Genomic DNA, 22584 nt, shown 5'->3' with positions numbered 1-22584 from the left:
CCACTCATGGATATTCGTAAGATTAAAAAACTGATCGAGCTGGTTGAAGAATCAGGCATCTCCGAACTGGAAATTTCTGAAGGCGAAGAGTCTGTACGCATCAGCCGTGCGGCGCCAGCTGCAAGTTTTCCAATGATGCAACAGGCTTATGCTGCACCAGTGATGCAGCAGCCAGCTCTGTCTAACGCTGTCGCACAAACTGCCTCTCCAAGTATGGAAGCTCCGGCAGCAGCGGAAATCAGTGGTCACATCGTACGCTCCCCAATGGTTGGTACGTTCTACCGCACCCCGAGCCCAGATGCGAAAGCGTTCATCGAAATCGGCCAGAAAGTGAATGCGGGCGATACCCTGTGCATCGTTGAAGCCATGAAAATGATGAACCAGATCGAAGCCGACAAATCCGGCGTAGTGAAAGCGATTCTGGTAGAAAGCGGTCAACCGGTAGAATTTGACGAGCCGCTGGTCGTCATCGAATAACGAGGCGAACATGTTGGATAAAATTGTTATCGCCAACCGCGGTGAGATCGCCCTGCGTATTCTGCGTGCCTGTAAAGAGCTGGGCATCAAGACTGTCGCTGTGCATTCAAGCGCGGATCGCGATTTAAAACACGTATTGCTGGCGGATGAGACGGTCTGTATTGGTCCGGCTCCGTCCGTAAAAAGCTATCTGAACATCCCGGCTATCATTAGCGCTGCTGAAATCACCGGCGCAGTGGCAATTCACCCGGGTTATGGCTTCCTCTCTGAGAATGCCAACTTTGCTGAACAGGTAGAACGTTCCGGCTTTATCTTCATCGGCCCGAAAGCCGACACCATCCGCCTGATGGGCGATAAAGTGTCCGCAATTACCGCGATGAAGAAAGCTGGCGTACCGACAGTCCCAGGCTCTGACGGCCCGCTGGGTGACGACATGGACGCTAACCGCGCTCATGCTAAACGCATCGGTTATCCGGTTATTATCAAAGCCTCCGGCGGCGGCGGCGGTCGCGGTATGCGCGTCGTGCGCAGCGATGCCGAACTGGCACAATCCATCTCCATGACCAAAGCGGAAGCGAAAGCGGCTTTCAACAACGACATGGTTTACATGGAGAAGTACCTAGAAAACCCACGCCACATCGAAATTCAGGTGCTGGCAGACGGTCAGGGTAACGCGATTTATCTGGCAGAACGTGACTGCTCCATGCAGCGTCGTCACCAGAAAGTCGTCGAAGAAGCACCAGCACCGGGCATTACTCCGGAACTGCGTCGCTACATCGGCGAGCGTTGCGCCAAAGCGTGCGTTGATATCGGCTATCGCGGGGCAGGTACTTTCGAGTTCCTGTTCGAAAACGGCGAGTTCTACTTCATTGAAATGAACACCCGTATTCAGGTTGAACACCCGGTAACCGAAATGATCACCGGCGTTGACCTGATCAAAGAGCAGCTGCGCATCGCTGCGGGACAACCGCTGTCCATCAAGCAGGATGAAGTTGTGGTTAAAGGCCATGCGGTAGAATGCCGTATCAACGCCGAAGACCCGAACACCTTCCTGCCAAGCCCGGGTAAAATCACGCGTTTCCACGCGCCGGGTGGCTTTGGTGTGCGCTGGGAGTCTCATATTTACGCAGGCTACACCGTACCTCCGTACTATGACTCAATGATCGGTAAGCTGATCTGCTATGGCGAAAACCGCGACGTAGCAATCGCCCGTATGAAAAACGCATTACAGGAACTGATCATCGACGGTATCAAAACCAACGTTGATCTGCAGATCCGCATCATGAATGACGAGCATTTCCAGCACGGTGGAACCAATATCCACTATCTGGAGAAAAAACTCGGACTTCAGGAAAAGTAAGCGTGCGTTAACTGAAAAGGCCGGAAATTCCGGCCTTTTGTTTTTCTCCCCTCCCGCACGTGCCATAAGGTACAATCCCCGCTTTCTTTATCCACAAGGGACAAAAAATGGACGCTCGTTTTGTTCAGGCCCATAAAGAGGCGCGCTGGGCGCTGTGGCTGACCCTTTTATATCTTGCTACATGGTTAGTGGCCGCTTACTTACCAGATTCCACGCTCGGTTTTACCGGCTTACCACACTGGTTCGAAATGGCTTGCCTGCTAACGCCGCTGGTTTTCATCGTGCTGTGCTGGGCGATGGTGAAGTTTATCTATCGCGACATTCCGTTGGAGGATGACGATGCAGCTTGAAGTTATTTTGCCGCTGGTCGCCTATCTGTTGGTGGTCTTCGGTCTTTCCGTTTACGCCATGCGTAAGAGATCGACCGGCACTTTCCTGAATGAATATTTCCTCGGCAGCCGCTCGATGGGCGGGGTCGTATTAGCCATGACGCTAACGGCAACCTACATTAGCGCCAGCTCGTTTATTGGCGGTCCTGGCGCCGCTTACAAATACGGGCTGGGATGGGTGCTGCTGGCGATGATCCAGTTGCCCGCCGTTTGGCTTTCTCTGGGGATTCTTGGTAAGAAATTCGCGATTCTGGCGCGCCGTTATAATGCCGTTACCCTCAACGATATGCTGTTTGCCCGCTACCAGAGTCGCCTGCTTGTGTGGCTGGCAAGCCTTAGCCTGCTGGTCGCGTTTGTCGGAGCAATGACCGTACAGTTTATTGGCGGCGCACGTTTGCTTGAAACCGCTGCAGGTATACCTTACGAAACCGGTTTGCTTATTTTTGGCGTCAGTATCGCATTGTATACGGCGTTCGGCGGTTTTCGCGCCAGCGTACTGAACGACACCATGCAGGGTATGGTGATGCTGATTGGTACTATTGTTCTGCTGGTCGGCGTCGTTCATGCTGCCGGTGGCCTCAGCAATGCGGTGGTAACCCTGCAAACTATCGACCCTAAACTGGTCTCGCCGCAAGGCGCGGATGACATTCTGTCACCCACGTTCATGACCTCATTCTGGGTACTGGTGTGCTTTGGCGTAATTGGGCTGCCGCATACAGCAGTACGCTGCATCTCTTATAAAGACAGCAAAGCTGTACACCGCGGCATTATCATCGGCACCATCGTAGTGGCGATCCTGATGTTTGGTATGCATCTGGCGGGTGCGTTGGGGCGTGCGGTGATCCCTGATCTAACAGTGCCGGATCTGGTTATCCCTACGCTGATGGTCAAAGTGTTGCCGCCGGTAGCTGCTGGGATCTTCCTCGCGGCCCCCATGGCCGCGATCATGTCGACGATCAATGCCCAATTGCTGCAAAGTTCCGCTACGATCATTAAGGATCTGTACCTGAACCTGCGTCCGGAACAGTTGAAAAACGAAACCCGGCTGAAGCGCATGTCGGCAGTGATTACCCTGTTGCTCGGCGCGTTACTGCTACTGGCTGCCTGGAAACCACCAGAAATGATTATCTGGCTTAATCTGCTGGCGTTTGGCGGGCTGGAAGCCGTCTTCCTGTGGCCGCTGGTGCTGGGCCTGTACTGGGAGCGTGCAAACGCGGCGGGCGCTTTGAGCGCGATGATTATCGGCGGCGTTCTTTATGCCGTACTCGCTACATTTAACATTCAGTACCTGGGTTTCCACCCGATTGTGCCCTCGTTACTGATAAGCTTGCTGGCTTTCCTGATCGGCAACCGTTTCGGTTCTGCCGTCCCGCAAGCCGCCATATTGACTACTGATAAATAAAAGAGTTTTGCCATGCCATGGATCCAACTGAAACTGAACACGACCGGTGCCAACGCTGAAGAGTTGAGCGATGCGCTGATGGAAGCGGGCTCCGTTTCCATTACTTTCCAGGACACGCATGATACGCCGGTATTTGAGCCTCTGCCGGGCGAGACTCGCCTGTGGGGAGATACCGACGTTATCGGCTTGTTCGATGCAGAAACCGACATGAAAGAAGTGGTTGCCATCCTGGAGCAGCATCCGCTGCTGGGTGCAGGCTTCGCGCATAAAATCGAACAGCTCGAAGACAAAGACTGGGAACGCGAATGGATGGATAACTTCCACCCGATGCGCTTTGGTGAACGTTTGTGGATTTGCCCAAGCTGGCGCGATGTCCCGGATGAGAATGCCGTCAACGTGATGCTGGACCCGGGTCTGGCGTTTGGTACCGGCACTCACCCCACCACTTCCCTATGCCTGCAATGGCTGGACGGTCTCGATCTAAACGGCAAAACCGTCATCGACTTCGGCTGCGGCTCCGGCATTCTTGCCATTGCGGCACTGAAGCTGGGTGCGGCAAAAGCCATCGGCGTAGACATCGATCCACAAGCAATTCAGGCCAGCCGTGATAACGCCCAGCGTAATGGCGTTTCTGAGCGTCTGGAGCTTTATCTGCCGAAAGACCAGCCAGAGGCGATGAAAGCCGACGTGGTGGTCGCAAACATCCTCGCAGGCCCATTACGTGAACTGGCACCGTTAATCAGCGTACTGCCCGTTGAGGGCGGTTTACTGGGGCTTTCTGGCATTCTTGCCAGCCAGGCGGAAAGCGTCTGTGAGGCCTATGCCGAACTCTTTACGCTCGATCCGGTTATCGAGAAAGAAGAGTGGTGCCGCATTACCGGTCAGAAAAAATAATCCCCTCTCGTTACCGTTGGTAACGCAATAATCGCTCTTTTTTTCGCAAAAGGATTTGCGGAAATGAGAGCGAGATCGCATTACAAAGCCACTATTTGCTCACAAAAACAGCTTTTTATCCTGATAACCTGAGGCTGGTCGTAATAAAAAAAGAGAAGTTTTCGGAATTTATAAACGGATGAAAAATTAGCACAACCACGTATCAAACTGATTATTAAAGATTTTAATTTGAAACTGTGTACTTAACCAGCAATTCATTGATCCACCTCAGTGGATTGGTCAAAGTTTGGCCTTTCATCTCGTGCGAAAAATGCGTAATATACGCCGCCTTGCAGTCACAGTATGGTCATTTCTTAACTCATGCGCATCGGACAATACCAGCTCAGAAATCGCCTGATCGCAGCACCTATGGCTGGCATCACTGACAGACCATTCAGGACGCTGTGCTATGAGATGGGAGCAGGATTGACGGTATCCGAGATGATGTCTTCTAACCCGCAGGTTTGGGAAAGTGACAAGTCTCGTTTACGGATGGTGCACGTTGATGAGCCAGGAATTCGCACGGTGCAAATTGCCGGTAGCGACCCTGTTGAGATGGCCGATGCCGCACGTATTAACGTGGAAAGCGGCGCCCAGATTATTGATATCAATATGGGGTGTCCGGCTAAAAAAGTGAATCGCAAGCTCGCAGGTTCAGCCCTCTTGCAGTACCCGGATCTAGTGAAATCAATACTAACCGAGGTCGTCAATGCAGTGGACGTTCCTGTCACACTCAAGATTCGCACCGGCTGGGCTCCGGAACACCGTAACTGCGTAGAGATTGCCCAACTGGCTGAAGACTGTGGCATTCAGGCTCTGACCATTCATGGACGCACCCGCGCCTGTTTGTTCAATGGAGATGCTGAGTACGACAGTATTCGGGCAGTTAAGCAGAAAGTTTCCATTCCGATTATCGCGAATGGCGACATTACTGACCCGCATAAAGCCAGAGCTGTACTCGACTATACGGGGGCGGATGCCCTGATGATAGGACGTGCAGCTCAGGGAAGACCCTGGATCTTTCGGGAAATCCAGCATTATCTGGACACTGGGGAGCTGCTGCCCCCGCTGCCTCTGGCAGAGGTGAAGCGCTTGCTTTGTGCGCACGTTCGGGAACTGCACGACTTTTATGGTCAGGCAAAAGGGTACCGAATTGCGCGTAAACACGTATCCTGGTATCTCCAGGAACACGCTCCGGATGACCAGTTTCGGCGCACATTCAACGCCATTGAAGATTCCAGCGAACAGCTGGCGGCGTTGGAGGCATACTTCGAAAATTTTGCGTAAACAGAAATAAAGAGCTGACAGAACTATGTTCGAACAACGCGTAAATTCTGACGTACTGACCGTTTCTACCGTTAACTCTCAGGATCAGGTAACTCAAAAGCCCCTGCGTGACTCGGTTAAACAGGCACTGAAGAACTATTTTGCTCAATTGAATGGTCAGGATGTTAACGATCTCTATGAGCTGGTACTGGCTGAAGTAGAACAGCCCCTGTTGGACATGGTGATGCAATACACCCGCGGTAACCAGACCCGTGCTGCCCTGATGATGGGCATCAACCGTGGTACGCTGCGTAAAAAACTGAAAAAATACGGCATGAACTGATACATTTCAGCTATGTTATTGAATAAAAAGGCGCTACTCGGCATGGGGATGCGCCTTTTTTATTATTGTTTATACAGATGTTTATACAGCTTTGGCTGAACAAACAAAAAAGCACCAGAACAATTCTGATGCTTTATGCCTTTAGTAACCAAAGTGTTTAGTACTCAGGAAGGTTTTCTAAGTTATCCTTGGATGTACCATTAGGTCTAGTAGTAATGTAATCAGTACCGTTGACACGGTCCTTAACCACTTTTTGACCTTTCTTCCACTTACCGTCATCACCTTTGAAAATGGTGTAAAAGGTATAGCCGCTATCGATTTTATTCACTACCCACTGCCGTGTTTCTGATGTCCCTTCTCCAACAGTATCGCCATTATCGACATGCACATACACATGGGTAATGTGAGTGTGTTTATCGTTATATCGGACTTTAGAAATAAGGTAATCAGCCCATTTATCAGTCATATTTCACCAGAAGTTTGAACAGGAAAAGCCCTGCAATACATTTATAAACAACAAAACAGACTCTTCCTATTCCACGACAGCAATGTAGTGATCTAGAGCAATTTTATATTCCTGATAACCTCAAGATAATTCTGCCTTTACGCTTTATGCTCAAATCCCATTAAATAAAGCCAGTCGCTCTTTGTGACTGTCGCTCATATCGAATGCAAAATCCTCGTGCTCTGCCTGGAATGTGCCGAACGCCATAAGCGCAGAAACCGCAGGGTCTATCTTGTTAGAGGATTTCTTTTTGTTGGGCTTAATGTTGGCGTTAGCGTCGGACTCCATCACCACGTTTCCAATCGCCCAGGCCAGAACCGGATCGCCGCGATGGCGCACTACCTTACGGTTAACGAACACCTCAAAGGATTTCGCTACCGGACTGAACTTGAGATAGGTTTGCGGGAACGGCTCCACATCAAGCCCCGCCCCCTGTAGCTGGGTGCGCAGGTGCGTGGCGTTCCACGTATCGAATCCCACCAGCCGGATATTGAAGGTTTCAGCGTCGCGCAGGATATCGTCACGGATGCGGTCATAGTCGATACAGTCGCCGGGTGTAGTGCGTATCCAGCCCGCTTTCACCCACTGGCGGTAGATGGCGCGGTTTTTGTTGGCGACGTTAAGCAGTTGCGCTTCTGGCAGATAATGACGGGTCAGCAAGCGGATCTCCCTGTCGAACGGGAAAGCGTAGCTCACGCTGGTAATGTCGCTGGTAGAGGACAGGTCAAACCCGGCGTAGCACTCCATTCCGGCCAGATCGTCTTCGGTATAGTCGAGCGCACAGGCATCCCATGCACCGGCACCCATCCACGGCGTGGAGCCCTGGCACCAGATATTGAAACGCTTGGTCAGCATTTCCACCCATTGCGACGGTATGCCCCGCGCTTTCTGGATGGTGGACTCCAGTTTCGCCGCATCAACGGACACATGCAGGTTGGGGTTAGCCTTGATCCACATTTCCGGATGCTCAACCTCGCTTTCGTCGTCCAGCTCGTAGATCAGGACAAACAGCGAATCGTTGCTCTCTTCCCCGGCCAGAATCTGGCAGCAGTAGTCATAATGCTGTTTACAGGCAGAGACAACGTTACTCCCGGCGGTCGTGATGGCGAACAAAATCGCCTCAGGACGTGCGCCCATACCCAGCTCAAGCGCGGAATAAACGCCGTTATCCGGGTGAAGGTGGTATTCATCGACAATCGCCAGGCTGGGGTTAGTTCCCTCAATGGTGGCCGCTTTCGCCGCCAGCGGCTTTAACAGGCTGTTGCTCTTCGGGAAAATGACCTTATGCGCCTGAATATTGATGCGCTTTTTCAGCGGTTTTGACAGCAGGCACATCTGGCGGGCATCGTCAAACACGATGCGGGCCTGATCCCGGCTCACCGCCGCCGTGTAGATATCCTGCTGGCCCTTCTCCATTACCAGAAACCAGTTAGCCAGCATGGCGGCCACGGTGGATTTGGCATTCTTGCGCGGCACCTCAATAAAAGCGCTGCTGTACTTACGGCGGCCTGTCTCTCTGACTTTAAAGCCCAGCAGGTTAGCAAAGGCGAACTGCTGCCACGGTTCCAGATCAATTGGCTGGCCCCGAAGCGGGCCTTTGACGTGAGGACAGAGCCGCGAGAACGCAATAAACCGCTCTACGGTCGCCGTATCGAACTCATATCGGGGGTCATTCAGGTCTGAAAAGTACCTTTCCACGGCCTGTTTTACGCGCTTACAGGCCGGAATTTCGCCCGTTTTTATCGCATTTGCGTACTCATTCCAGACGGTCAAGCTCGTCCTCCTCTTCCGTTTCTACCGGGTTACGGCGGCGGCTTACCGGATCAAAGCCCAGCAGCGACGACATTTTAATCATGATTTTTTCAGCATCGGCCTTTGCACTCAGTGCAGGATTTCTGCTCTCGCCCCCCTGGCTGTTAACAATGCTGAACCCACGGCTGGCAAGGTCTTCCACTGCTTTGCGGTACATCGAATAGTTGACGCAAAAAAGCTCAAGGTTGTTCCAGTCGGCGGGTGTCAGATCGCCACGCTCGGCCAGTTGCTTCGCTTTCGCTTTCCACTGCTGCGCGGCTAACTCATCAAGGTAAGCTGGCGGTTTTGGTGGTCTTGCCATAAAAATTTCTCGTTTCCATCGCGTTTTATTTTCAAAAAAATCACCGTGCGTAAAAATTTGAGGGGGCGGGCGGTGCCTTGCAGCAGGGGGTTTGTCTTTAAAACCTCCCCCACCCCGCCCATGCCGCCTGTCAGCGGTTGCGGAAGCATTCCATAAGCTCCCGGTCACGTTGGCTCATGCGCTTTGCTACGGGCTTCGTGTGCGCTCTCTGTCTGGCTGGTTGCCATGCCTCGCGCTGCTTTATCAGCCCACTAATCAGCCGCTGCTGTTCCTGCTCAGTCATTGTCAGCCTCATACATCCAGTCATTGCGATGGGCTGCACGATCTTCCTGCTCACGGTACAGCCCTGCTTTGCGCTTCGCTTTGGTGGTTGGGTCTTGCTGTGTGGTCTTCTGGTTATGATGCGCCTGGCATAACGGCTGGTGATTCCACTCAGGCCAGAACAGAACGTCATCACCACCATTGATAGGGATGATGTGATCGACAATCTTTGCAGGGACGTAGAGGCCCAGCTTCTGGCACTCAACGCACAGCGGATAGCACTTAAGGTACTGAGCGCGGTACTTCTCCCATGAGGCTGAGTAACCACGCGCGCGGCGGTGGCCGCGTCTGGCATCCTCTGCCCGCCACGCCTCCCGCTTATGCTCGTCACACTTGCCAGACTTCACCCGTTTATTGCATCCCGGCTCTGTGCACCGGCGTAGTGGTTGCCACGGCATCAGTACACCCCCACATCTCGGTAGACAGACCACAACGCAGAGACAGCCATCGGTATCTCTTTGGCGTCGGTGTCACCGATCATCGTGCGGTACTCGTACAACTGAGAAACGTACATCAGACAGCCGATCTTGATAGCAGGGGTGAACTCCAGACCGTTATCAAATCGCTTGCCGATATGCTTCTGGCAGACCTCCAGCGCCGCATCGATGTACGCCTGTAACAACGTATCTTCGTAATCATCATCAATACGGCAATGCAGCTTTGCTTCATCTAGGGTGATTTCTGCTGTCATTTTTCCGTTCCTGTCTTGCAGAGAATTTCCAGCCGGGTACCTTCCGAATCAGGAATAGGAGGCCCGATAATATTGAGAGTGCTGCCAGCAAACGGGCCAGTAAGCACTTTCAGACGGTTGGCTGCGGTAATATCACGGCGGAAACGCACCCAGACGCGGATCGTCGCTTCGACAACCTCGGCACCTGACGCCATTAATTCCCGGCCACTGATCCCCTTAACCTCAGCCCAAATGGTTTCCCCGTCTTCCCAGACCTGAACAACCTGACCGGACGGCTCCCTGTGGGTAGTGAATACCCGAATAGTGACGCGGCTTCTCAGCCCCGCGGCTCTCATGCGTCACCTTCCTTGCCGTCTTTGCTGATCTTCACTTCCTGCTTCCATGCCTGGCTGAATTCGTCACCACCTTCACGCGGCGGCATCCCCTCACGCTCACGGGCTTCGTTCGGGTTCATGATCCCGTTCTTAATGCCTCGCTCATAAGTGGCGTAACGTTCGGTTGGCGTAGCGCGGAGAAGGTCAGCAGAGTCAAACTCCACCTGATAGCGGGTTCCCGGAACCGGAGAGGCCACCAGCAGCGCAGATTTGATTTGTTGCTCGAAGTTCGCCAGCCACGGGCGCATGGTCATGGTGAGAAATGCGCGGCTCGCTTCGCTAAAGTTGCTGTAGGTGCTATTGCTGTATTCCTGCAGGAAGATAGGCGACACGTTGAACATGCGGGCAATGTCTTCAATGGTGAAGCGACGGGAGGCCAGCCATTCGGCATCCTGATTGCTCATGCCAAGCTGCTTGTAGTCCATGCCACCTTCAAGGATCGGCGTTTTCCCGGCGTTTCTGGCACCTTTGTAGCGCTCCAGTGCGTCCAGAGCCTGTTTGCCCTTCACGCTGTCGAGCCACTCAGCAGTAGTGACCACGCCAGCCGCCATCATGCCATCTTTCATAATGCTGGCACCGTGGCGCTGCTGGGCCAGACCTAACCCCAGCGCCTCACGGCAGACGGTGATAGGCGAACGCCCCAGAAAACCATCATCGGTCGAGTAACGCAGGTGCAGAATCTCTTCCTGCAGGTAGGTGCGCACAGCCCCGGTAAACGGCTCAGTAACGGTGTATTTGTACTTATGCTGGCCGATACGCTCAGGAACAACCGCCCCCGGCGCATACGGGTGCAGGGATTGCGGCTGGCCGTCGAGGCCCCACTGGATCACCGCATAGGCGTTACCATTCAGCAGACAATGGCGCATCATCGTGCGTTTAAACTGGTAAGGTGTCTGGCAGTCGTTCGGCTGCTCGTTCAGCAGAAAATCCACCGGGTGATTGCTCAGCCATTCTCGCGCCTCACGCCCGTTATCGTTGCGCACGCGGTAGAGGTAGCAGGGCATTGTTGCCACCGCCTCACTGATAACTGACACGGCGTTCATGACCGCCGGCAGAGATTCCGCAGTACCCGCAGACACATACTCGCCTGATCCGGTATTTGGAATCCCTGCCATCGCCAGAAACTCATCAATGGTCATGCTGCGCTGCTCAGAGGGTTCAGACTTACGGCCAAACGGCCAGATATTCCACATATCAGAGCCCCGCTAATTCAGCCCAGCGGCGGCGGTTATCGCCAGCCCAGCGCAGTTCAGGATATTGGGAGAAAAGCGAACGGTGCGCGATTTCCACGCCAGACTCAGGATAAGCAGGCATAGAGGTAACGGTAATCTCCCGCAGTTCGGCAGCGGTAACAGTGCGCAGGTATGGAGACTGAGCAATATCCCACGCCTCTTTCAGCGCCCGGAAACCAAAGCTCATGCCGGAGATATCCCCGCGCTCCACCAGCTCCAGCACATCGTTGCCAAGCTGGGTATTCGGCGGGGTCAGCTCGAAGCGCAGCCCGGTATCATCTTCTGACAGCACCAGCGTGCCGGATTTAGTGCGGCCCAGCAGCTGGGTATAGTTATGCTCGTACAGCGCACGCACATCGCTACCGGATGCCAGGCTGTCTTTAAACGCCCCCGGCGCAAACTGCTCGCGGAACTCATCCCAGATCACCTCTGACAGGCTGTTCCAGCGCACGGCATAGCCCACCAGCTTTTTGTTGCTGGCGCTCAGTTCGGAGGTACGGATTTCAAAATCGATTGTTTTCATTGTTGGACTCCACAGAGGGCAAAAAGGGGCCAAAGCCCCTTAAACGTCAGATCAGGAACCGGAACCGGAAAGCTCAAGCACCTTGATGGCGTTGGAGTCCACCACACCACCGCCCAGGTATTTATCGGTGTGCACCTTGTAGAAACCAGGTTCGGTGATGTTGTCGGGGCGGGTACGCACGCCAGTGGTGTGATCCACGATGAAGTAACCGCGCTTAAAGTCGCCGACTGCCAGGAACGCTTCACCCGCAGCCGCATCAGGCATGGTTTCCAGGTATTGAACCGGACGGCCAAGGAGGGTATCGGGAGAGTCAGCGACGAGACGATCACGCCAGATGTAATCCCCGTTGCCGTTTTTCAGCTTTTGCAGCGTAGCGGCAGTGTTGGAGTTCATCACCCATACGGCATTTTTGCGGTATTTGGCTTTCAGCTTATACAGCAGGTCGATAAGACCATCAGAGGAAACGGCAGCAGCCTCCATCTTCTCCAGCGTGCCGAACGGACGGGTTTTATCGCTGGTGGCCGCACGCGGATAGGACAGGAACCCTTTGGATTTTTTATCACCGTCGCCGTTCACAAAGTCGGTTTCTTCGGTAGCAGTGAAGGTGTCGGTAATTTCGGAAGACAGCCAGCCCAGAATATCAACTTCGGAGAAGTCGAGAATTTCCTGAGTGGTTTTCGGGTAGGCGTAGATCGGGTTGAGTTTGATATCAACGCGCTCCATCTTCGGTGTGCTGGTTTCGGTACGCGCTTCGCCTTCGGTGCCGCGCTTAACGGTAGTGCCGCCCACTGACACCAGCTTCTGGTATTCGTTGGTTTTGGTGGTCTTCACCGTGGCGATGGAGCGCATAACGCTGTCATCCTGCAACTGGCGCATGATCTCTTTGTCCAGCTCAGGGATAACGGTATAGCCGCCGTCAGCCTGCACTAACGTGGAGAGAGAGCGGGTATCGCCGGTCATGATGTAGTGGCGCAGCTCATCGTTGCTTACACCTTTACCTTCAACAGAAGTACCAGGCAAATTGCGCTGATCGTCGGCGACGGCCTCAAGGCGGGTAATTTCAACTTCAAGCGCATCAGCCCGGGCGCGGAGTTCGTCGAACTGCTTTCCCTCTTCATCGTTCAGGCTTCGCTTTTCGCTGTCAGCTTTTTCCAGCATGGAACGCATCTGGGTTTTGAGTGCGGTTTTCTGCTGGCGTAATTCAAGTAATTTCTTCATGGAGTGGTTTCCGTAACAATTAATGTTGAGACGTGAAACCTGCGCTTGGAGGGATGTCCACCTGGAAAGGAAACCGTCGCAGAACGGGAAAAAACCAGGTGGACAGTGGCGGCTCACGTCTGAGTGCCACTCTTCAAGATATACATAATAATCAATGAGTAAACAGCTCTATGTTGTCGCAAACAGCAGCGAAAACAGGAGAACAAATAATTTACAAAGTTTGATAATATGAACGGAAAAAAAACCACTTCTGGGGGATTTTATGGACTTCGATTTTGATGATATGGCATACCCGGATATTTTTTTAATTTCCGGCGAGGAGTTTAAAGGAAGCCGGAACACAGGAAAAAATCAGGTAGATATCCCGTTTACTGACGAACCGCAAATTGAATTGGGCGATATTCTGATTCAGAAGATTGGAAGCCGTGAGTTAAGCCTTAAAGTTGTCGATCTTTCAATATCAAAGAATGGAACGCTGAACGTGGGTACAACGCATCCTCACTTACTTACGTTATCCGTAGAGAATCTTTCTTCCAACGCACACAGGACAGCAAAGAGTATGAATACTTTTAATATTGGCTCCGTCAGTGGTGAGCAAGTTCAAATAGGTGAAAGTAATCATATGCTGGTGAATATCAGTATTACTGAACTTGTCGAGAAAGTGGCTAACTCTGGCGATCCACAGGCTAAATCAATGTTGAAACAGTTACTGGAAAATAGCACCGTTGCCAGTATCGTTGGCGCTGGCGCTTCTGCGCTATTAGGTCTGCTTTAAAATATGGCCTGGGAAAAACCAGGCCTTTAGCTTATATGGCTGGATGATTATTCTTTATCCAGCCCCCACTGATAGAAAGCCCAGCTTGCCGTTGATTGTGCGCTATGGATAGCGTTCTCAAGGCCAGAGGTTGGGTACGACAAATCAGCCGCCATCCTCTGTAGAAGATCGAGGTAAGCGCTGGCGTCTTTCGACAACTCTTGCCCCCCTTCTTCCAGCCCAGACTGGTACGATTCCAGATCAAGCTTTTCAGAAGTGACAAACGCACTCAGAGCCAGAAAATCCGTCACTGTAATCTCATCTTTATTTGAAAGCTCATCAACGGCGCTGTAGAGAAACTTAAGATCGCTCATATGCCCGTTATCTTTGCCAATCAGTTTCATTAATGACCTCTTTATTTTTCACGTATATATACAGAACTATGTTGGTTCAGTTAGTTCAGTTGGTTCAATTTGTAAAGATGATTGTTTTATAAGGATTATTTCCCGTTGAGTGAACCAACAAAGCCCCGATTTGAACCAACATTGGGTATTTTCATGTTGGTTCAGTCCATGAGGTTCTAAAATGTTGGTTCAAACTGCCCGTTTGTTGGTTCAAAACTGCTATTTGTTGGTTCAGTGTTGGTTCATTTTTTGACATTAAACCAATATAAAACAGCCACATGAACATAACCCATAGACACTGAACCAACTGAACCAACATTAATAACCCTCACATGTGTAATTTATTCTTCTCCATCTTCCGCAACCTGGTGAAGCACATAAACGTTGATTTGACGCCCATCAATACGCGGGGATTTCTGCTGGTATCCACGCCCGCTGGACGGCTCAGAAAGCAAGCCAGCAGCGGCAAGCACGCGGGCAAACTGCCTGGCGTTAAAGCCCTGAGCTATCTCCTTCTCAAACGTTGCGGGGAACGTATAGAACACCAGCGGCGAATCATCATGGCTGCTTTTGCGCTTTCGATACCCGGCCAGATCGCGAATCGGCATACTGGACGGATCATAGGGCAACGGTGCAAAGCGGCTTAAACCGTAGGCATTCAGGAACGCCTCGCACTGCTCGATGATCTGCTGGTGCTCTTTGTTACCCGTGCCGAACTCTTTCACCCAGGCGTTAAAGCTATGCTGGATAGCGTCACGGCTGGCCTGTTCACTCCATCCGGTGATTGATGCACCAGTTACCAGCGCGGCTTCGAGGATTGCAAAGCGTTCGGCCACGCGGTGTACCTGCTCACCGTAATCCGCCGGGATGAGGCCGCGCCAGCGCGTTTGCGCGTCACGCACCGCCTGTTTAGCCTCCTGCTGGTTAGCCGCCAGCCATTTAACCCACTCACGCCCCGCCGCCCCGTGGTTATCAATCCAGGCTTCTTTCAGTGCGTCAGCATGAGCCTTGCCGTTTGGCAGACCGTTAAAGGCCGTCGATTTCTCCATAGGGATGTTGAGCAAGCGCACCAGTTGGCCCGCTTTCACTTTCAGCCCACCAGCAGCCAGGAAGGTTTCAATATCCATTTCCCCGGTGCTGATCGCCACAGTGCGCCAGCGTTTAAGCTCCCGATTGCCGCCCTCTTTGGCTCCCTGCAACTTTCCGGCACCGTTAAACAGGGTGTAAGCAGACGTGGCAACATCTTTGGCACTGCTGCCCTGTCCTACCTCATCAAGCGGTAACAGGCTGTCGTTATGCGCCTCCGCTTCGTTTGCTATGCCAAGCGCAGTACCGTACCAGGTAAGCCGCAACGCATCAGGCTCACCCCACAGGCTGCTCGCAATATTGGCGGTAGTGGTCTTACCGGCGCTCGACTGCTCGAACAAATGGACGCCGAAACCATCAGCACCCACCAGGCCAATAAGCGGCGCGGATAATGCCGCTGCCACGCCCAGCATCATGGACGGATTGCCCCCGGCCAGACGGGCGACGGAATCCCGCCAGGTGGCAGCAGTACCAGCAATGGCATACCCGGAAGATGCAGCGCTGCGACCGTTAAAGAGAATGGGCGTCTCTGGATCGCCAATCACTTCACCATCAGGCATGATATATGCGCCATGATGCCAGCCAGTGGTATGGGTGATAATCCATTCCCGATCAGTGCCGCTTTGCTGCAACCAGTCGGCCAGAATCGCCCGGAAGGTGCTTTTAGTGGTCACATTCACCCCACCAGCTTTAAGTGAGCGCCAGCCGTCGCGCTCACCGATATCAGCACAGGGGATCGCCCTGGTAATATCTTCGTGGCCACGCGGCGAACGCCAGCGCAAAACAAGATAGCGCTCTGCCCCGTCACTACCGGAACCGACTACCTCAAGAGGCGAGCACAGCCACGTTTCGTTATTGATGATCTCGCCACTATCCTTGTCCACCTTTGGCGTGATCCAGTACAGACCATCGCTGCGGCTTTCCACGCGGGGTTTGAGTTCATCGCCCGGTTCAGGCTTTGGCTCCCGTTTTTTCACAGGCAAGTTCACCACAATACTTTCCCCGCGTTCGGCCTCTTCTTTGAGAAGTGGAAGCCTGCCCGTCCAGTCCTCCTTCGGCTGAGGCTCAAACATGCCATTAAACAGCCGGGCCTCTTTCACATCCGCCAGCGCCAGTTTGGTTGCGATAGTGCTTATCTGCATTTCGGAAAGCTCGCCAGCGCGGATCACACGAACACTGCGACGGCCGTTATCAACGATGTTTAATCGTTCCAGTTCTGCCAGTTGCCTTTTGCCCAGATAAACAGGCGGCACATCATCCCACGCCCTTTTACCTTCGCTCTCGATCCAGTGCTGCACATGTGAATAGGCATCTTCACCCGCAAAGATAATCGCCTCAGTAAATTTATCTTTCGGCAGAAATTTGATATTCGGGGCATTCTTCATCTTCATCAGTGCAACACCTTATTGGACATATCCGCGCCCAGGTCTTCATGCAGGTACTCAAGGTGGCAGCTTTTCACTATCTGCAACCCCATTTCGTTAATATCGCCATCGTCGGTAAAGCAGGTCAGCAGAATATCCCGCAAACGCCTTAACCCCTCATCGCGCCCGAATTCTTCAAAGCAGCCAAAAATCATATATTTCATCAATACGTTTTCAGTTACGCGCGGCTCCAGCGTGAAGCGATAGCGGGCCATATACTTATCGCTTTCCACCAGCAAGGTTGCCGAACCGGTTTCCGCTATCTGGTGAGCAATACATGTTTCGGTCAGTTTGCGGAACAATGGGCCTATCACTTCAAAAATATCGGTCATTGCGGGATACCTCCGCTCATCTGAAATTTGCCAAGTAATGGGTGATACCAGTACGCCGATCCATATTTGCGCTTCGCACTGCGCAGAACCTGCCTCGCCGCTTCTCTGAACTTGCTATCCGGCGCGATAAAGCCACCAGCTTTCATTCTGACCAGCATAACGCCCGTGTTTTTTGCCAATTCCTCAGCCTTTTTCGTTGATATGCCGAACTCAGCCGCCAGCGTGGCGACTGGCGCCATACCGGGAGGAATATCTCCCCCCTGACTTTCAGTTAGTGTGCGAATCTGCTGCTCCAACTCAAGGACACGGTTAACCAGTAAATCAAGACGGTTTTCCAGCTCGTTAAACTTCACGTGACTGATCATGATTTCTCTCCCGTCTTTTTACGTTGCCCGCGCACATATTCAGCAGCATCACCGCTCTGATTAAGAGCCTGTGCCATTCTCGGAAGGTGCCGCAGCGCATGACTTACCAGAACCAAGTCACGTCTGAGATCTTCATCTGAGTAGTCTTCGGCATTGGTAGCGTCGAACGCTAGATTGCCGATCAGTGTAAGCGCACTATTGATGGCAAATGCACCGGAAGCGTATAAGTCGCTAGATTCAGCCAGGGCTTCATCAGTGAAATTTTTAAAGTCAGGAGCGCTCTTCACAAGCTGATGATAGATATCACGCATCGTTGCCCCCTTTCGAACCTTGCTCAATCATGGTTGAGGCCAAATTGTCAGAGACGCGCCTAGCCAGGCTAATAAGGTTTTCCCGCTCATGATCAACGTCGTATTCTTCGACAACCATCAATAAGGCTGCCAGTTCACACGCTATCGACGTGGTTTTATCCATTAACTCACGCATGGCGTACCTCCATAATCTGAAATGCGTGGAACGGCAGGCGGGCAGCGAAAATGAGGGTTACGCCGGGCATGGTGTCGCGGGCTTCCTGCTCACTGGATGCGTTGACGTAGATTACCAACGGCTTTGCGGTAGGGTAGCGCTCAGAGGTGGAGAGAAATCTCCATGTAAATTCAGGGCGAGTTTGGGTAGACTGATTGTCAGCCATAACTGTTACCTCACTTAACGGTTTGTGGTCAGAGGCCCGGTTAGTGTTCCTAGCACTACCGGGCTTCGCACTTGAAAGGTGTATGTCACCTTCAATATTAAAACTAGCCCAAAGTGAAATACACTTCAAGCCTTTTCCTTTTATTTTTTTTGCGTATACTGAAATACACCTAACATAAGGAGTTTCAGTAATGGCAACAGGTGCGAAGAATGCAAAGTCACAAATGACCACAGTTCGAATCCCCCATGATGTGATGGAAGATATCGAGCTTTTTAAACATGAAGGTGAAAGTACCGCAGGGTTTCTTGTCACTGCTGCGAAAGGCGAAATCAAACGCCGCCAGCGCCAAAAGGCAAAAGAAGAGCCAAAATCCTGAATAAAAACAGCGGGCGCAGAATTGCGCTGGCCCATTCTTTGACCACCAGCATTAACCCTGGTATGCTTAATCTGTTTCGGTTTTTCGTAGTGACATTGGCAGCTCTGCAAAGCTGCCTTTGTTTTATTCAGCGTCAGCATTCGGCACCTCCGGCAATACGCCACCAGCGATCAGTTTCTTCGTTAACCACTGCTCACCCTTCCCCGTCAGCATCGTTGTGAATGAGGCTCTTACCTCGCCATTCGTTTCATACGTTCCCTGGCGAACGGCAAAATAACCGCTATCGATATAACGCTGCATAGGCAGGTTGTGGCGCTGGCCGCCGTTGATGAGAATCCCCTGTTGCCTCATCCAGCCGAATAATTTGATGGGGCCAAGCCCTACGGCTTTGGCATAGTTGGGAATGGAAATACCCTTGTTGATCTCCGCCACGCGATCAGCGAAATCAACCTTTGGCGCAGCGGCCACCAGTCGGTTTTCAAGTTCGCTTGCCTTTTCTGCCAGATCAGCAGCAAGGCGCAGGGCTTCCGGTAACGTCTGGGGGATATTAGCGGCGGCTTTTGCCTGGCGTTCGCAGTTGATGAAGTAGCGGCGCACCTCCCGCCCTTTTTCGTTGCGCTCAACCATTGCCAGCTCTTTACCCATGTCGATGGTGATCAGGTAATCATGTGCAATTTGTTGGCGATATTTTGCGCTCCCCGAAACGGGGGCGCTCAAATTTTCAACCACAGTAAAATCCACGCCAGCAGTAAAACCATACTGGCTGATACGCCCTTTAATCCAGGTGGTGAAATCACGCCCAACGCAGAGAAACTCATGGAGTTTTTTTGCACTAACCAGCGATACCGTCACGCCGCCAATATTTCCGGGATTAACCGGAACCAACTCATTTAATTTTTGCATAGCGCCCCCTACGCGGATTTACGGTTGTAAGGGGTGTTGACGTTCTCAACAGCAGGTGGATTGCGAACCCACCAAAGAACATCTGACAAAAGCCATGCGCAACTATTACGGCCAAAGTGGCAGCGTGGCGGGAATTTACCTTCATTCTCCATATACCAGCGGGTGGAACGGGAAAGGCTGGTTATTTCGAAGCATTCACTTTCACGAATACGGCGATCAAACTTAATGCCATATTCTGCGAGAATGGTACGGCGTTGTTCAGGTGTTGGCGGGGTAAAAAGAGTATTTGACATGCTTCCTCCACTTTACGCAATCAGAAGGAGCCTTTCCTGTCTGTTCTTGCGTTGTGGGGGAAGTATTTGTCTAAAGTGAATTAATAAAAATGGCTTCTAAAATTTAAAAAGGTGTGTTTAATTCTATAAAGGGTAATCTAATGATTAGAACACCCTTTCTAACGTTTAGAAGCTACTACAATTAAAACTTAAAGTGCCTACTAATGTATAACGTAATTGTGTCAACGCTCTTGACCGGACATTGTCCGTCAGGGAATAAGTGCACTCTGTCGGAAAGTTCTCTGGCCCATGCTGAGAAATTGTAGCTCCCATCTTTTTTCAAGCATTTTTCATTGAAAATATCAGCACTTGTTTCTTTGAATTTTATTGCAGCACTTAAAATTAACAGTTCATTTCGTGCATGTTTTTCTTTTGCGCTTTCTGAACGTTTATTAATACTATTTTTTGAGTCAGAGTCTAAATCAGGTCGTTCAATAGCATTGAGCATTGGCAGCTTATCGAAATCAAGGCCGCTTTCCATAAGCCGTTTAATATCATAATTAGTAACCCATAAATCATCGTACCCGGCTTCAAACTCATAAGGGTCAAAATTAAACCTCTTGCCATTAGCCTGATCGATAAAAGGCTGGGCTGGCAGAATCTGAATTACTGGAGTTTCACCGCCCGTGAGGCACGGGAAAAATCCGGGGAAAAAATTCTTCACAGGTAAAGATGACTCAAACTGATCGGGCATTACCCGCCACAGACCTAATGCAAAGCCATACCCGACAAGGAATCCTTTACTTTCTTGTTCCGTAAAGATGTCTGAACCAGATAATAGTTTATCCGGTTCAAAATAACGGCCATTAGTAAATTCAATAAAAGAGTGATTCGTTATTGCGCGGGTTTGCCCTGACATAGCATTAAAAGTACGAGGAAAATATAGTGATGAATACCAATCCTTTACATCACTAAAATCTTCACGAAGAAGGATTCGACAGTGAAACCTTTTCAGCATCATGCTTATTTCGATTTTATTTTCAATAGCAAGGTTGATCAAATCTGACGGTTCAACCCCCAGAAATGATGCACCTCTGGACAATCTACAATATGAAAATGGAATTTTTACTTCTTTTTCTGCCATAACGTTACCCTCAACGCCCCTAATTAACTTGCGAGCCAGGCGGGTAGGGTTCCCCGCTTTTCGGTTGGCCGACCTAGACTCGCAAGACCAGTCTAATCTCTATTCGCTACAGGTAACAGAACCACATTTTGATGATTACCCGCAAGAAGTTCTAAGGAAGGTGCGAATAAGCAGGTCATTTCTTCCCAAGCTGACTCGCTGATTAAAATTTCGCGGATCTGGGCCGATTTTTTTCCCGCAAACACATCGAATCAGCCTATTTAGGCTATTTTTTCCACCATTTCTGGCGTTATTTCCGGTTTTTACTGAGATCTCTCCCACTGACGTATCATTTGGTCCACCCGAAACAGGTTGGCCAGGGTGAATAACATCGCCAGTTGGTTATCGTTTTTCAGCAGCCCCTTGTATCTGGCTTTCACGAAGCCGAACTGCCGCTTGATGATGCGAAACGGGTGCTCCACCTTGGCACGGATGCTGGCTTTCATGTATTCGATGTTGATGGCCGTTTTGTTCTTGCGCGGATGCTGCTTCAAGGTTTTTACCTTGCCGGGACGCTCGGCGATCAGCCAGTCCACATCCACCTCGGCCAGCTCCTCGCGCTGTGGCGCTCCTTGGTAGCCGGCATCGGCTGAGACAAATTGCTCCTCTCCATGAAGCAGATTACCCAGCTGATTGAGGTCATGCTCGTTGGCCGCGGTGGTGACTAGGCTGTGGGTCAGGCCACTCTTGGCATCGACACCAATGTGGGCCTTCATGCCAAAGTGCCACTGATTGCCTTTCTTGGTCTGATGCATCTCCGGATCGCGTTGCTGCTCTTTGTTCTTGGTAGAGCTGGGTGCCTCAATGATGGTGGCATCCACCAAAGTGCCTTGGGTCATCATGACGCCTGCTTCGGCCAGCCAGCGATTGATGGTCTTGAACAATTGACGGGCCAGTTGATGCTGCTCGAGCAGGTGGCGGAAATTCATGATGGTGGTGCGATCCGGCAGGGCGCTATCCAGGGATAATCGGGCAAACAGGCGCATGGAGGCGATTTCGTACAGGGCATCTTCCATGGCACCGTCGCTCAGGTTGTACCAATGCTGCATGCAGTGAATACGCAGCATGGTCTCCAGCGGATAGGGCCGTCGGCCATTGCCCGCCTTGGGATAAAACGGCTCGATGACAGCGGTCATATTCTGCCATGGCAGAATCTGCTCCATGCGGGAGAGGAAAATCTCTTTTCGGGTCTGACGGCGCTTAGTGCTGAATTCACTATCGGCGAAGGTGAGTTGATGGCTCATGATGTCCCTCTGGGATGCGCTCCGGATGAATATGATGATCTCATATCAGGAACTTGTTCGCACCTTCCTTAGCGTTTATTTAGACGAGTTCTAAAACAGTTAATTATGGATATTGCACACGAATAAACAAAACAAATAACAACCACCAATATATTCACCAACCAAATACTTATTTCAATATGTGTTTATGCGCATCATTGCATTACTATTAAAACCATAATGAAACAACCGAAGATTAATCCTTTTTTGTTTTTACGTGCCGTGTATCGCGCCCATAAATAAGTATTGCTTACATCGCAAGCTAATAATTTGTAGGATAGCCAACCATTATTTTCACTTGTGCGCGTTATCGCCTCTGCGTTACCCGGTTAATAACGAGCGTTCGGTTTTTTAAGGAATAGAA

The 22584-nt window shown here is 51.4% G+C and carries 31 protein-coding genes; 9 read left to right on the top strand and 22 right to left on the bottom strand.

What is annotated here, in order from left to right:
* The first annotated feature begins 6 nt into the window (after positions 1 to 6).
* The 7 genes from accB (at position 7) to fis (ending at position 6170) form a co-directional block, all read left to right on the top strand.
* The gene (gene accB, locus HV345_RS02295; protein ID WP_003025210.1) at positions 7 to 477 is read left to right on the top strand and encodes an acetyl-CoA carboxylase biotin carboxyl carrier protein; all 471 of its coding nucleotides are present in this window, start codon (positions 7 to 9) and stop codon (positions 475 to 477) included.
* Positions 478 to 487: 10 nt separating this feature from the next.
* Positions 488 to 1837 (top strand): acetyl-CoA carboxylase biotin carboxylase subunit, encoded by a 1350-nt coding sequence (accC, locus tag HV345_RS02290; RefSeq protein WP_003828838.1) that lies wholly within the window; start codon positions 488 to 490, stop codon positions 1835 to 1837.
* 107 nt (positions 1838 to 1944) lie between these two features.
* Complete coding sequence (locus HV345_RS02285) at positions 1945 to 2187, top strand: YhdT family protein (protein WP_016154721.1); 243 nt, start codon at positions 1945 to 1947, stop codon at positions 2185 to 2187.
* Positions 2177 to 3628 carry a sodium/pantothenate symporter gene (panF, locus tag HV345_RS02280; RefSeq protein ID WP_016157593.1) on the top strand — a complete coding sequence of 484 codons (1452 nt, stop codon included), beginning with the start codon at positions 2177 to 2179 and terminating at the stop codon, positions 3626 to 3628. The genes HV345_RS02285 and panF overlap by 11 nt, the downstream gene beginning before the upstream one ends.
* Positions 3629 to 3640: 12 nt before the next feature.
* Positions 3641 to 4522: a 50S ribosomal protein L11 methyltransferase gene (gene prmA / locus HV345_RS02275; protein WP_016154723.1), complete on the top strand. Its 882-nt coding sequence runs from the start codon at positions 3641 to 3643 to the stop codon at positions 4520 to 4522.
* 360 nt (positions 4523 to 4882) lie between these two features.
* Positions 4883 to 5848, top strand: coding sequence for a tRNA dihydrouridine synthase DusB (dusB, locus tag HV345_RS02270; protein ID WP_003025224.1), 966 nt, complete (start codon positions 4883 to 4885; stop codon positions 5846 to 5848).
* Between the two features lie 25 nt (positions 5849 to 5873).
* Positions 5874 to 6170: a DNA-binding transcriptional regulator Fis gene (gene fis, locus HV345_RS02265; RefSeq protein WP_000462905.1), complete on the top strand. Its 297-nt coding sequence runs from the start codon at positions 5874 to 5876 to the stop codon at positions 6168 to 6170.
* A 157-nt stretch (positions 6171 to 6327) separates the two neighbouring features.
* On the opposite strand, the gene HV345_RS02260 is transcribed toward fis, so the two are convergent.
* The 10 genes from HV345_RS02260 to HV345_RS02215 all read right to left on the bottom strand — a co-directional run bounded on the left by HV345_RS02260 (position 6328) and on the right by HV345_RS02215 (position 13147).
* The gene (locus HV345_RS02260) at positions 6328 to 6636 is read right to left on the bottom strand and encodes a DUF3892 domain-containing protein (RefSeq protein WP_001547818.1); all 309 of its coding nucleotides are present in this window, start codon (positions 6634 to 6636) and stop codon (positions 6328 to 6330) included.
* Between the two features lie 150 nt (positions 6637 to 6786).
* The gene (locus HV345_RS02255) at positions 6787 to 8448 is read right to left on the bottom strand and encodes a terminase large subunit (protein WP_181636208.1); all 1662 of its coding nucleotides are present in this window, start codon (positions 8446 to 8448) and stop codon (positions 6787 to 6789) included.
* Positions 8432 to 8788: a phage terminase small subunit P27 family gene (locus HV345_RS02250; RefSeq protein ID WP_000113647.1), complete on the bottom strand. Its 357-nt coding sequence runs from the start codon at positions 8786 to 8788 to the stop codon at positions 8432 to 8434. Before HV345_RS02250 ends, HV345_RS02255 begins: the two co-directional genes overlap by 17 nt.
* On the bottom strand, positions 8746 to 8937 hold the full coding sequence (locus HV345_RS02245) for a terminase (RefSeq protein WP_119940474.1): 192 nt from the start codon (positions 8935 to 8937) through the stop codon (positions 8746 to 8748). Before HV345_RS02245 ends, HV345_RS02250 begins: the two co-directional genes overlap by 43 nt.
* A 126-nt stretch (positions 8938 to 9063) precedes the next feature.
* Positions 9064 to 9507 carry an HNH endonuclease signature motif containing protein gene (locus HV345_RS02240; RefSeq protein ID WP_071687083.1) on the bottom strand — a complete coding sequence of 148 codons (444 nt, stop codon included), beginning with the start codon at positions 9505 to 9507 and terminating at the stop codon, positions 9064 to 9066.
* A complete protein-coding gene (locus tag HV345_RS02235; RefSeq protein WP_071687082.1) occupies positions 9507 to 9800 on the bottom strand; it encodes a head-tail connector protein in 294 nt (97 codons plus the stop codon). Before HV345_RS02235 ends, HV345_RS02240 begins: the two co-directional genes overlap by 1 nt.
* Positions 9797 to 10135 carry a phage head closure protein gene (locus HV345_RS02230; protein WP_071687081.1) on the bottom strand — a complete coding sequence of 113 codons (339 nt, stop codon included), beginning with the start codon at positions 10133 to 10135 and terminating at the stop codon, positions 9797 to 9799. Before HV345_RS02230 ends, HV345_RS02235 begins: the two co-directional genes overlap by 4 nt.
* A complete protein-coding gene (locus tag HV345_RS02225) occupies positions 10132 to 11367 on the bottom strand; it encodes a phage portal protein (protein WP_142372518.1) in 1236 nt (411 codons plus the stop codon). The genes HV345_RS02230 and HV345_RS02225 overlap by 4 nt, the downstream gene beginning before the upstream one ends.
* Before the next feature lies 1 nt (position 11368).
* Entirely contained in the window at positions 11369 to 11929 is a 561-nt protein-coding gene (locus tag HV345_RS02220) for an HK97 family phage prohead protease (protein ID WP_102016086.1), read from the bottom strand.
* Positions 11930 to 11980: 51 nt separating this feature from the next.
* On the bottom strand, positions 11981 to 13147 hold the full coding sequence (locus HV345_RS02215) for a phage major capsid protein (protein ID WP_102016085.1): 1167 nt from the start codon (positions 13145 to 13147) through the stop codon (positions 11981 to 11983).
* 262 nt (positions 13148 to 13409) lie between these two features.
* On the opposite strand from HV345_RS02215, the gene HV345_RS02210 reads away from it, so the two are divergent.
* Positions 13410 to 13922, top strand: a complete 513-nt coding sequence (locus tag HV345_RS02210; RefSeq protein ID WP_001547828.1) for a hypothetical protein — start codon at positions 13410 to 13412, stop codon at positions 13920 to 13922.
* A 47-nt stretch (positions 13923 to 13969) separates the two neighbouring features.
* On the opposite strand, the gene HV345_RS02205 is transcribed toward HV345_RS02210, so the two are convergent.
* From HV345_RS02205 to HV345_RS02175, 7 genes are all read right to left on the bottom strand, one after another.
* A complete protein-coding gene (locus HV345_RS02205; RefSeq protein ID WP_023293261.1) occupies positions 13970 to 14305 on the bottom strand; it encodes a hypothetical protein in 336 nt (111 codons plus the stop codon).
* A 341-nt stretch (positions 14306 to 14646) separates the two neighbouring features.
* Positions 14647 to 16782 (bottom strand): DUF927 domain-containing protein, encoded by a 2136-nt coding sequence (locus tag HV345_RS02200; protein ID WP_046275058.1) that lies wholly within the window; start codon positions 16780 to 16782, stop codon positions 14647 to 14649.
* On the bottom strand, positions 16782 to 17147 hold the full coding sequence (locus HV345_RS02195) for a hypothetical protein (RefSeq protein WP_001549749.1): 366 nt from the start codon (positions 17145 to 17147) through the stop codon (positions 16782 to 16784). The genes HV345_RS02200 and HV345_RS02195 overlap by 1 nt, the downstream gene beginning before the upstream one ends.
* The gene (locus HV345_RS02190) at positions 17144 to 17512 is read right to left on the bottom strand and encodes a hypothetical protein (protein ID WP_063159739.1); all 369 of its coding nucleotides are present in this window, start codon (positions 17510 to 17512) and stop codon (positions 17144 to 17146) included. Before HV345_RS02190 ends, HV345_RS02195 begins: the two co-directional genes overlap by 4 nt.
* Positions 17509 to 17823, bottom strand: a complete 315-nt coding sequence (locus tag HV345_RS02185; protein ID WP_181636207.1) for a hypothetical protein — start codon at positions 17821 to 17823, stop codon at positions 17509 to 17511. Before HV345_RS02185 ends, HV345_RS02190 begins: the two co-directional genes overlap by 4 nt.
* Positions 17816 to 17998 (bottom strand): hypothetical protein, encoded by a 183-nt coding sequence (locus HV345_RS02180; protein WP_181636206.1) that lies wholly within the window; start codon positions 17996 to 17998, stop codon positions 17816 to 17818. Before HV345_RS02180 ends, HV345_RS02185 begins: the two co-directional genes overlap by 8 nt.
* Positions 17991 to 18203, bottom strand: coding sequence for a host cell division inhibitor Icd-like protein (locus HV345_RS02175; protein WP_063159742.1), 213 nt, complete (start codon positions 18201 to 18203; stop codon positions 17991 to 17993). The genes HV345_RS02180 and HV345_RS02175 overlap by 8 nt, the downstream gene beginning before the upstream one ends.
* Positions 18204 to 18393: 190 nt before the next feature.
* Here HV345_RS02175 and HV345_RS26305 point away from each other — a divergent pair, with 190 nt between their 5' ends.
* Entirely contained in the window at positions 18394 to 18579 is a 186-nt protein-coding gene (locus HV345_RS26305) for a YlcI/YnfO family protein (RefSeq protein ID WP_001547837.1), read from the top strand.
* Positions 18580 to 18702: 123 nt separating this feature from the next.
* Here HV345_RS26305 and HV345_RS02170 read toward each other — a convergent pair whose 3' ends face one another.
* The 5 genes from HV345_RS02170 to HV345_RS02155 all read right to left on the bottom strand — a co-directional run bounded on the left by HV345_RS02170 (position 18703) and on the right by HV345_RS02155 (position 22181).
* Positions 18703 to 19482 carry a phage antirepressor KilAC domain-containing protein gene (locus HV345_RS02170; protein WP_071284456.1) on the bottom strand — a complete coding sequence of 260 codons (780 nt, stop codon included), beginning with the start codon at positions 19480 to 19482 and terminating at the stop codon, positions 18703 to 18705.
* An 8-nt stretch (positions 19483 to 19490) separates the two neighbouring features.
* Positions 19491 to 19775, bottom strand: coding sequence for an AlpA family transcriptional regulator (locus tag HV345_RS02165; RefSeq protein ID WP_023293266.1), 285 nt, complete (start codon positions 19773 to 19775; stop codon positions 19491 to 19493).
* Positions 19776 to 19956: 181 nt separating this feature from the next.
* Positions 19957 to 20898 carry a hypothetical protein gene (locus HV345_RS02160; protein ID WP_181636205.1) on the bottom strand — a complete coding sequence of 314 codons (942 nt, stop codon included), beginning with the start codon at positions 20896 to 20898 and terminating at the stop codon, positions 19957 to 19959.
* 135 nt (positions 20899 to 21033) lie between these two features.
* Positions 21034 to 21219: a hypothetical protein gene (locus HV345_RS26645; RefSeq protein ID WP_313890120.1), complete on the bottom strand. Its 186-nt coding sequence runs from the start codon at positions 21217 to 21219 to the stop codon at positions 21034 to 21036.
* Entirely contained in the window at positions 21201 to 22181 is a 981-nt protein-coding gene (locus tag HV345_RS02155; protein ID WP_000019441.1) for an IS5-like element ISKpn26 family transposase, read from the bottom strand. The genes HV345_RS26645 and HV345_RS02155 overlap by 19 nt, the downstream gene beginning before the upstream one ends.
* Between the last annotated feature and the right edge of the window lie 403 nt (positions 22182 to 22584).

Origin of the sequence: Citrobacter sp. RHBSTW-00986 (assembly GCF_013783065.1) — a bacterium.
Classification (GTDB): Bacteria; Pseudomonadota; Gammaproteobacteria; order Enterobacterales; family Enterobacteriaceae; genus Citrobacter; species Citrobacter braakii.
Note: the sequence above shows the minus strand (reverse complement) of the source record. Positions and strands in the feature narration are given on the sequence as shown.